Origin of the sequence: Tabrizicola sp., from assembly GCF_051645465.1 — a bacterium.
In the GTDB taxonomy this organism is placed as follows: Bacteria; Pseudomonadota; Alphaproteobacteria; order Rhodobacterales; family Rhodobacteraceae; genus Tabrizicola.
In genome coordinates this window covers 1-7,231 of record NZ_JBOFBI010000324.1, presented here as the reverse complement: position 1 = coordinate 7,231, position 7,231 = coordinate 1, and the positions used below count along the sequence as shown (strand labels likewise).

General features: G+C 64.2%; 9 protein-coding genes and 2 pseudogenes. 3 read left to right on the top strand and 8 right to left on the bottom strand.

Features of this window, described 5'->3' with window-relative positions:
• A pseudogene (locus ACRCSW_RS20820) lies at positions 1-128 on the top strand (IS1595 family transposase); the annotation flags it as partial.
• A gap of 117 nt (positions 129-245) precedes the next feature.
• Here the strand turns inward: ACRCSW_RS20820 and ACRCSW_RS20815 are convergent.
• Both ACRCSW_RS20815 and ACRCSW_RS20810 read right to left on the bottom strand, forming a co-directional pair.
• Complete coding sequence (locus ACRCSW_RS20815; protein WP_438707567.1) at positions 246-659, bottom strand: DUF6636 domain-containing protein; 414 nt, start codon at positions 657-659, stop codon at positions 246-248.
• Between the two features lie 130 nt (positions 660-789).
• Entirely contained in the window at positions 790-1,953 is a 1,164-nt protein-coding gene (locus tag ACRCSW_RS20810; protein WP_438707566.1) for a M20 aminoacylase family protein, read from the bottom strand.
• Positions 1,954-2,016: 63 nt separating this feature from the next.
• Here ACRCSW_RS20810 and mazG point away from each other — a divergent pair, with 63 nt between their 5' ends.
• Together mazG and ACRCSW_RS20800 are read left to right on the top strand one after the other, a co-directional pair.
• Positions 2,017-2,853, top strand: coding sequence for a nucleoside triphosphate pyrophosphohydrolase (gene mazG, locus ACRCSW_RS20805; protein WP_438707565.1), 837 nt, complete (start codon positions 2,017-2,019; stop codon positions 2,851-2,853).
• Positions 2,854-3,068: 215 nt separating this feature from the next.
• Complete coding sequence (locus ACRCSW_RS20800) at positions 3,069-4,067, top strand: Fe(3+) ABC transporter substrate-binding protein (RefSeq protein WP_438707564.1); 999 nt, start codon at positions 3,069-3,071, stop codon at positions 4,065-4,067.
• Positions 4,068-4,326: 259 nt separating this feature from the next.
• On the opposite strand, the gene ACRCSW_RS20795 is transcribed toward ACRCSW_RS20800, so the two are convergent.
• From ACRCSW_RS20795 to ACRCSW_RS20770, 6 genes and pseudogenes are all read right to left on the bottom strand, one after another.
• Positions 4,327-4,899 (bottom strand): SMI1/KNR4 family protein, encoded by a 573-nt coding sequence (locus ACRCSW_RS20795; protein ID WP_438707563.1) that lies wholly within the window; start codon positions 4,897-4,899, stop codon positions 4,327-4,329.
• A 69-nt stretch (positions 4,900-4,968) separates the two neighbouring features.
• Complete coding sequence (locus tag ACRCSW_RS20790; RefSeq protein ID WP_438707562.1) at positions 4,969-5,244, bottom strand: helix-turn-helix domain-containing protein; 276 nt, start codon at positions 5,242-5,244, stop codon at positions 4,969-4,971.
• On the bottom strand, positions 5,241-5,585 hold the full coding sequence (locus tag ACRCSW_RS20785) for a type II toxin-antitoxin system RelE/ParE family toxin (protein WP_438707561.1): 345 nt from the start codon (positions 5,583-5,585) through the stop codon (positions 5,241-5,243). Before ACRCSW_RS20785 ends, ACRCSW_RS20790 begins: the two co-directional genes overlap by 4 nt.
• 211 nt (positions 5,586-5,796) lie before the next feature.
• Positions 5,797-6,018: a hypothetical protein gene (locus ACRCSW_RS20780; protein WP_438707560.1), complete on the bottom strand. Its 222-nt coding sequence runs from the start codon at positions 6,016-6,018 to the stop codon at positions 5,797-5,799.
• Positions 6,015-6,422, bottom strand: coding sequence for a hypothetical protein (locus tag ACRCSW_RS20775; RefSeq protein WP_438707559.1), 408 nt, complete (start codon positions 6,420-6,422; stop codon positions 6,015-6,017). The genes ACRCSW_RS20780 and ACRCSW_RS20775 overlap by 4 nt, the downstream gene beginning before the upstream one ends.
• A gap of 185 nt (positions 6,423-6,607) precedes the next feature.
• A pseudogene (locus tag ACRCSW_RS20770) lies at positions 6,608-7,231 on the bottom strand (exo-alpha-sialidase); the annotation flags it as partial.

The window sequence follows — 7,231 nt, the reverse complement described above, 5'->3', positions numbered from 1 at the left end:
GCCTCCGCCCCACCAGCTTCCCCGTCTTCCTCAAGGAAACCGAATTCCGCTTCAACAACAGGCGCGAGGACCTCTACAAAATCCTCCTCAAAGCCTGCAGACTGAAACCCCTCAGGACACTCAGCTAGGGTAGACCCTTGCCCAAATATCCCCGCCGGAGGCACAACCCGAGCCGGTTGCGCGCCAGCGCAGAGACGAGACAAAAGGTCTTCGCGCGGAACGCGCTCAATTTGCTTCGCGTCTGATCAGTAAAGCCGCTGCTTCGCCTTCGCCACGCTGAACCCATGCCCTGCCGCGTTGGTGCAGGTGATCCCGGTCTTGGCTGAAACGCACGAGAGCCCGCCAAGCGACACTGCCTCGCCATAGGGCAGAACCGGGTTTCTGCGGTCGACCACCGTATCTCCGACACACGCAAGCACGCCCCGACCCTCGGCCCCGACAGCAAACGAGCTGCCCCAGTCCAGATCGCACCCCGCCGGCCGCTTGGTGTAGCTCGGTGTCAGCTCCTGCAGATCGCAGCGCGCTTCGGCGTTGTTGTCCCAGGTGTAGATCGAGCAATGAATATTGCCGGTGGGTGACTGGAAAGTCAGCAGATCATTGGCCAGCGCGGGGCCCGCAAGGCAAACGCAAGAGACAAAGAGAACCGCCTTGAAAACCATTTTCAATCTCCCGATCCAGATCCGGCCATGTGCCCGCCTGCAGGAGAGCCTGCCAAAAGAGCCAGCCGTCAGCAAGTCAGGTGCTCCCAACCAGCGCGACCCACAAAACCGGGTCTGCCTGTCGCCGTGCCTATGCCAAAGGCTGCGCCCGCTCGACCAGCCGCGCAAAGAAACTCGCCCCGACCGGCGCCGCCTCGTCGTTGAAGTCATATGCCGGGTGATGCAGCCCCGCCCCCGGCCCGGTCCCGAGGAACAGATACGCCCCCGGCCGCGCTTCCAGCATGTAGGAAAAATCCTCCGACCCCATCTCGCGGTTCGCCCGGGCGTCCACCGCCTCAGGCCCCACGACCTCGGAGGCGACGGCGGCGGCGAAATCCGTCTCGTCCTCATGGTTGATCGTCGCAGGGTAGCCCCAGTCATAGTCGACCCGCGCCTGGACGCCATAGGCCGTCGCGTGGCCTTCCACGATCTCATGGAACCGCTTTTTCAAAAGCGCGCGGACATCCGGCTTGAAGCAGCGGATCGTGGCGCAGAACATCGCCTCTTCGGGAATGATGTTGCTCGCGGTCCCGGTGTGGATCTGCGTGACCGAAATCACCACCTCTTCCAGCGCATAGACGTTCCGCGGGATGATCGTCTGCACCGCCTGCACCATCCCCACTACCGCGACCACCGGGTCCACGCATTCGTGCGGCGTGGCCCCATGCCCGCCCTTGCCGGTGATGTAGACAAAGGCCGTATCGACCGACGCCATCAACGGCCCCGGCGTCGTATGGAAATGCCCGAAGGGCACGTTCGGCGCATTGTGGATGCCGTAGACCTGGGCGATCCCGAACCGGTCCATCAGCCCCTCCTCCACCATCACCTGACCCCCGCCCCCGTCCTCTTCCGCCGGCTGGAAGATCAGCGCCGCCGTCCCGACAAAATTCCGCGTCTCGGCCAGATATTTCGCGGCACCAAGCAGCATCGTGACATGCCCGTCATGCCCGCAGGCATGCATCTTGCCCTTCACTTTCGAGGCATAAGGCGCGCCCGTCACCTCTTCGATCGGCAGCGCATCCATGTCGGCCCGAAGCCCGATGACCGGACCCGGCCCTTGCCCCCTGATCAGCGCCACCACCCCGGTTTTCGCGATCCCCTCATGGATCTCGTCCACCCCGATCTCCTTCAGCCGCGCGACAATCCAGGCCGCCGTCTCATGGCAGTCGAACGCAAGCTCCGGATACATGTGCAGATGCCGTCGCCACCCCTTCATTTCCTCGGCGTAAGAGGCGATACGGTTCAACACGGGCATGGCTTGGGTCCTTGAGGGCTCTGGATCAGCCTTTGACCAAATCGCAAAACCCCGGTGGCCGCAATGACTCATCCCCACCTTGACCGCCGCGAATCGGATCGTCTGGTTCACGATTCCGCGGGCGGCCTCGACCGCCTTCTGGAAATCATGGCCCGCCTCCGTGACCCCGCCACCGGCTGCCCCTGGGACATCGAGCAGACCTTCGCCACCATCGCCCCCTACACCCTGGAAGAAGCGCACGAGGTCGCCGATGCCATCGACCGCCAAGCCTGGGGCGAACTGAAGGGAGAGCTTGGCGATCTCCTCTTCCAGACGGTCTACCACGCCCGGATGGCCTCCGAGGCCGGGCATTTCACCTTCGCCGACGTCGTCACCGCCATCTCCGACAAGATGCTCGCCCGCCACCCCCATGTCTTCGGCGACCAAAGCCGCGACAAGACGGCCGAGCAGCAGACCAAAGACTGGGAGGCCGCCAAAGCCGCCGAACGCGGCCAGGCCAGAACCCTCGACGGCATCGCCCAGTCGCTTCCCGCCCTCACCCGCGCTCTGAAACTGCAGAACCGCGCCGCCCGCGTCGGCTTCGACTGGCCCTCGACCGACAAGGTCCTCGACAAGCTCACCGAAGAGGCCCGCGAAGTCGTCGAAGCCCGCGACACCCTGTCCCACACCGAGCTTACCGAGGAAATCGGCGACCTCCTCTTCGTCATGGCCAACCTCGCCCGCCACCTGAAGGTCGACCCCGAAGCCGCCCTCCGCGCCGCCAACGCAAAGTTCACCCGCCGCTTCGCCCGCATCGAGGACTGGCTGGCCGAGACCGGCAAGCGCCCCGCCGACAGCGACCTCGCTGAAATGGACGCCCTCTGGAACCGCGCCAAGGCCGAGGAAAAGGCGCAACGCTGACCCCCGCCGGGCACGCAAACCAACGCCAGGTCCAAGGCGTCCCCTCCCCTGCCAGGGGGAGGGCCAGGGAGGGGGTTCATCAAGACGGGCAAGGGTCATCGCCAAGGGTCAGCCCGAACGCAGGACCCAATTGCCGACTATTTCACTCAACCTCTTGACCCGCCCCTTGAGTCACGCTTTAAGCGATCGCATAAACCTGACTAAAGGACTCAACCATGCTACGCCTTTCCCCCCTCGCCCTCCTCGCCCTGACGACCCCGGTCCTTGCCCAGGAAATCAACGTCTACTCCCACCGCCAGCCCGAACTCATCCAACCCCTCGTCGACGCCTTCACCGCCGAGACCGGCATCAAGGTCAACGTGGCCTTCGTCGACAAGGGCATGGCCGAACGCCTCCAGGCCGAAGGCGACCGCTCGCCCGCCGATCTCGTCCTCACCGTCGACATCGCCCGCCTGATGCAGATCGTAGACGCCGACGTGACCCAGCCGGTCCAGTCCGACGTCCTCGAAGCCAACATCCCCGAAACCCTCCGTGACCCGAACGACCACTGGTTCGGCCTCACCTCCCGCGCCCGCATCGTCTATGCCTCGAAAGACCGGGTGCAGCCGGGCGAGGTGACCACCTACGAAGACCTCGCCTCCGAGAAATGGGCGGGCCGCCTCTGCACCCGCTCGGGCCTCCACGACTACAACATCGCCCTTCTCGGCGCCGTCATCACCCACCACGGCGAGGAAGCCGCGACCAAGTGGGCCGAGGGCCTGAAAGCCAACCTCGCAAGGAAACCCGACGGCGGCGACCGCGACCAGGTGAAAGCCATCGCCGCAGGCGAATGCGACATCGCGCTCGGCAACACCTACTACATCGGCCAGATGCTCGCCGACCCCGAACAGAAGGCTGCCGCCGAAGCCGTGACCATCGTCTTCCCGACGTTTGAAGGCGGCGGCACCCACCTCAACATCTCCGGCGTCGCGATGACCAAGTCCGCCCCGAACAAGGAAAACGCGCTGAAGTTCATGGAGTGGCTCTCCTCCGACGCCGCCCAGAAGATCTACGCCGACACGAACAACGAGTTCCCGGTCAAGAACGGTGTCCCCCGTTCTGACCTGGTGGCCAGCTGGGGCGAGTTCATCCCCGACTCGACCCCGCTGGCCGACATTGCCACCGCCCGCGCCGCCGCGCTGAAGATCATGGAGACGGTGAACTTCGACGGGTGATCCCCTCGCCCCCCGTCACCTCCACCATCCTGTCACCCCCGCGAAAGCGGGGGTCCAGACATCCGCTGACGCAGGATCCCCGTTGTCACGGAGATGACAGCCGGTAGGTCGGGCTTCAGCCCGACTCTTCCGTCCCGTTGGGTGCGCATTCATTGCGCACCGCTTCGCAGTATCACAGGTGGGGTTCCACCCCGCCATCAAGAGCAGACGATTGAGCCAAATGCTGGCGCGCGCGCGAGCAGCCGGACGGAACACCGCCCTACTGCTCGTTCTCCGCCCTTCTTCCAAGCTCCGCCAACTGCCGCTTGAATGCTTCAACTTCTTCAGGAGTCATGGTTGCAGCACAGTATTCTTCGTCCGACATCAGGTCCTGAATGAAGGCATCGAAACTATCGGCGACCAAAACGGGCTCGAAACGCGCTCCCCGTTCGGGATCGTCTTGGATCGCATCTGGGTCAAGGGAGTAGACCGCTCCGGTTTTCAGATGAAGCAGCAAAGGTTCGCCGGTTCCACAGCTGGCAAACACCAGGAAATCCGACACTCCTGCCGCACGATCACCGATGTCATACCACTTCGCCAAGTCCCATCTGTCGCGAAGGCTGAAATACTGCGGCCCGTCATGAAGGCCATACACGTGATGCAGATTGGCGCCCGCGCCATCAGCATGAAAACTGGCCTTTGCGAACTCCGCACCATTGTACTGAAGCAAGTACTCTCGGTACTGGCTCGGCAGGTCTGCTCCAATCTCGTACTCGAAACGCATAAGATCGTCCTCGGCAACTCGGCCGAAAGGGTTGGGTTTTTCAATACTGTTTGGCGCAAATCTACTCATTCTGCCTAACACATCCTTGCAACGTTCAAACGACGATGGAGCACTTCATCCGCACAAGCGCCCTCCCCCTCACCCCAACGCGCGCTTCACCGCCTCCGGCTCCCGCTGGATCACCCGGAGCAACGCCGCAGCCGGCCCGCTGACCCGCCGCTGCCCCTGCTCCCACTTCCGGTACCCCGACAGGCTCATCCCCATCAGCGGCGCCATCTGCGCCTGAGTCAGTCTCGCCTTCTCCCGCACCTCACGCGGAGAGACTGGTTCGTGCAGCACTGCCGGCCCCTCCCCCTTCGCATGGGCAAGCGCCTCGCCCATCGCCCGGATCAGATCGTCGCCAAAACCGCTCATCTCTTCCCCTTCCTGGTCGCCTTGATCGCAGCCGCCAAAGCCGAAACCGCGCGCCTTTCGTCTGGCGTCAGGTCGCCCTGATCGTTCTTCGCATAGGCGAGCAGGGCGTAAAGCGGCATCGTCTCATCCAGATAGTAGTAGATGATCCGCGCGCCTCCCCGCTTGCCCCGCCCCGATGCTGCAAAGCGCAGCTTGCGAACCCCGCCTGTCCCTGGAATTTCATCCCCTTCCAGCGGATACTCCGCCAGAAAGTCGATCAACTCCCGCTTCTCGTCCTCAGTAAACAGCTTTTCCGTCTGGCGGGTGAAGATCGGCGTTTCCGCGACCGACTGCAAGGTCATATATAGCCCATTGGGTTACATCATTCAACCCCGCCAGTATCACCCGGTCATGGTTAAGAACTCCCGAACAAAAGGCTGCCTACCCCCAATTTCCCTTCCCCAAATATCCCCGCCGGAGGCCCTCCCGAGCCGGTTGCGCGTTCTTCACGCGCAGAGGCGAGACAAAAGGTCTTCGCGCGTCAGCGCTCAATCTGAAAACCGCCCGAGCCCCTCAAGCCTCCACCTCCGGATGCCACCACTTCGGCCGCGCGCCCTTGTAGGAATGGCTCTCCGGCTTCAACTCCTTCAGATGCGGCTTGTCGAACGCCCCGGTCAGCAGCGCCACCACCGGAGCATCGTCAACGGCCCCAAGCGAGCTCCCACAGACCGGACAAAACGCCCGCGAGGATTTCTCCGACGACCGCCAGACCGAGGGCGCCCCGCCAGTCCTCACCGCATGAACCCCGTCCACATCATCCCCAGCCCGATCATCGAGCCCGCCCATCCCAGCGCCAACAGCCAGCCGCTCAGCCCGGACCAGCGCAATCCGCCCTGCGGCGGTTGCGCCTCGGGCTCGGTCTCGATCCCCGCGATGCGCAATCCCTTCCGCAACCAGGGGAGCTTCAGGCCGAACCACCCAAGCGCAGTACCGATCCAGGCCCCGATCAGCGCCTTTCGCAGCGCCCGGGTCAGCTGCTCGATCCCGCTCGCCTTTACGACGGCCGACGCGATCAGCAGAACCGCCACCCCGGCAAGCCCGATCCAGTACCTCCGGTCCTCGCCAAGCCAGACGTCGACCAGCCATTCCGTCCCGAAGACCGCCGCCGCGATCATCACGACCGAGTACAACAGAAACATCCCGCATCCCCCCAAAGCCGTGCCACGGCCGCTGCCAGACCTCAGCCTAGCGATTGCGGGCCGCCGGGAAAGGTCCGCAATTCCCGCCCCCTGGGCCTAGCCCCCAAACTCTTGCCAAGACGTTAACGTCCGCAGCCAACCCACTGGACACGAACGCTAATTCAACTCGGTCCACCGTGGACAGATCACGCCATGAACTTCACCGACAGCACCGTCGGCAGATGCCGGGCAACTTCCTCCCAGCTCTCCCCCTCATCGCCCGAGAAGAACACCGACCCCGAGTTCGTCCCGAACGCCACCCCGCACGGGCTCGCCCCGTCCGAAGCCATCCCCTGGCGGAGCACGGTGAAGAAGCAGTCCTTCTCCGGCAGCCCTGCCCCCTTCCCGGCCCACGTCTCCCCCCCATCCACCGTCTTCCAGACCAGCGCCCGCCCGCCTACCGGATACCGGCCCAGTGAGTCCCCGTTCAGCGGAAACACCCAGAACGTCCCCGCCTCGCGCGGATGCGCCGCCACCGGGAACCCGAAGGTCGAGGGCAACCCCTCCGTCACCTCCTCCCAGACGGCCCCTCCATCCCGAGACCGATACACCCCCTGATGGTTCTGCATGTAGATCAGCCCCTCCTCCGCCCCGAACGCGAGGTTATGGACGCAACTGAAAATCTCGTCCTCCTTCCGGATCTCCTCATCCCCCCAGAACCGCTCCAGCGCCCCCGCCGGCCCCGCCCTATTCCCCCGCCGGTTCCGCATCGCCCAGCTCTGCCCCCCATCCCGGCTCTCAAACACTCCCGCCGAAGAGATTCCGACCCA

Coding starts and splice junctions, on each gene's coding strand:
- ACRCSW_RS20810 (WP_438707566.1), bottom strand. CDS start 1,953: ATGCCCGTGTTGAACCGTATCGCCTCTTACGCCGAGGAAATGAAGGGG.
- ACRCSW_RS20775 (WP_438707559.1), bottom strand. CDS start 6,422: ATGTTTCTGTTGTACTCGGTCGTGATGATCGCGGCGGCGGTCTTCGGG.
- ACRCSW_RS20785 (WP_438707561.1), bottom strand. CDS start 5,585: ATGACCTTGCAGTCGGTCGCGGAAACGCCGATCTTCACCCGCCAGACG.
- mazG (WP_438707565.1), top strand. CDS start 2,017: ATGACTCATCCCCACCTTGACCGCCGCGAATCGGATCGTCTGGTTCAC.
- ACRCSW_RS20815 (WP_438707567.1), bottom strand. CDS start 659: ATGGTTTTCAAGGCGGTTCTCTTTGTCTCTTGCGTTTGCCTTGCGGGC.
- ACRCSW_RS20790 (WP_438707562.1), bottom strand. CDS start 5,244: ATGAGCGGTTTTGGCGACGATCTGATCCGGGCGATGGGCGAGGCGCTT.
- ACRCSW_RS20795 (WP_438707563.1), bottom strand. CDS start 4,899: ATGAGTAGATTTGCGCCAAACAGTATTGAAAAACCCAACCCTTTCGGC.
- ACRCSW_RS20800 (WP_438707564.1), top strand. CDS start 3,069: ATGCTACGCCTTTCCCCCCTCGCCCTCCTCGCCCTGACGACCCCGGTC.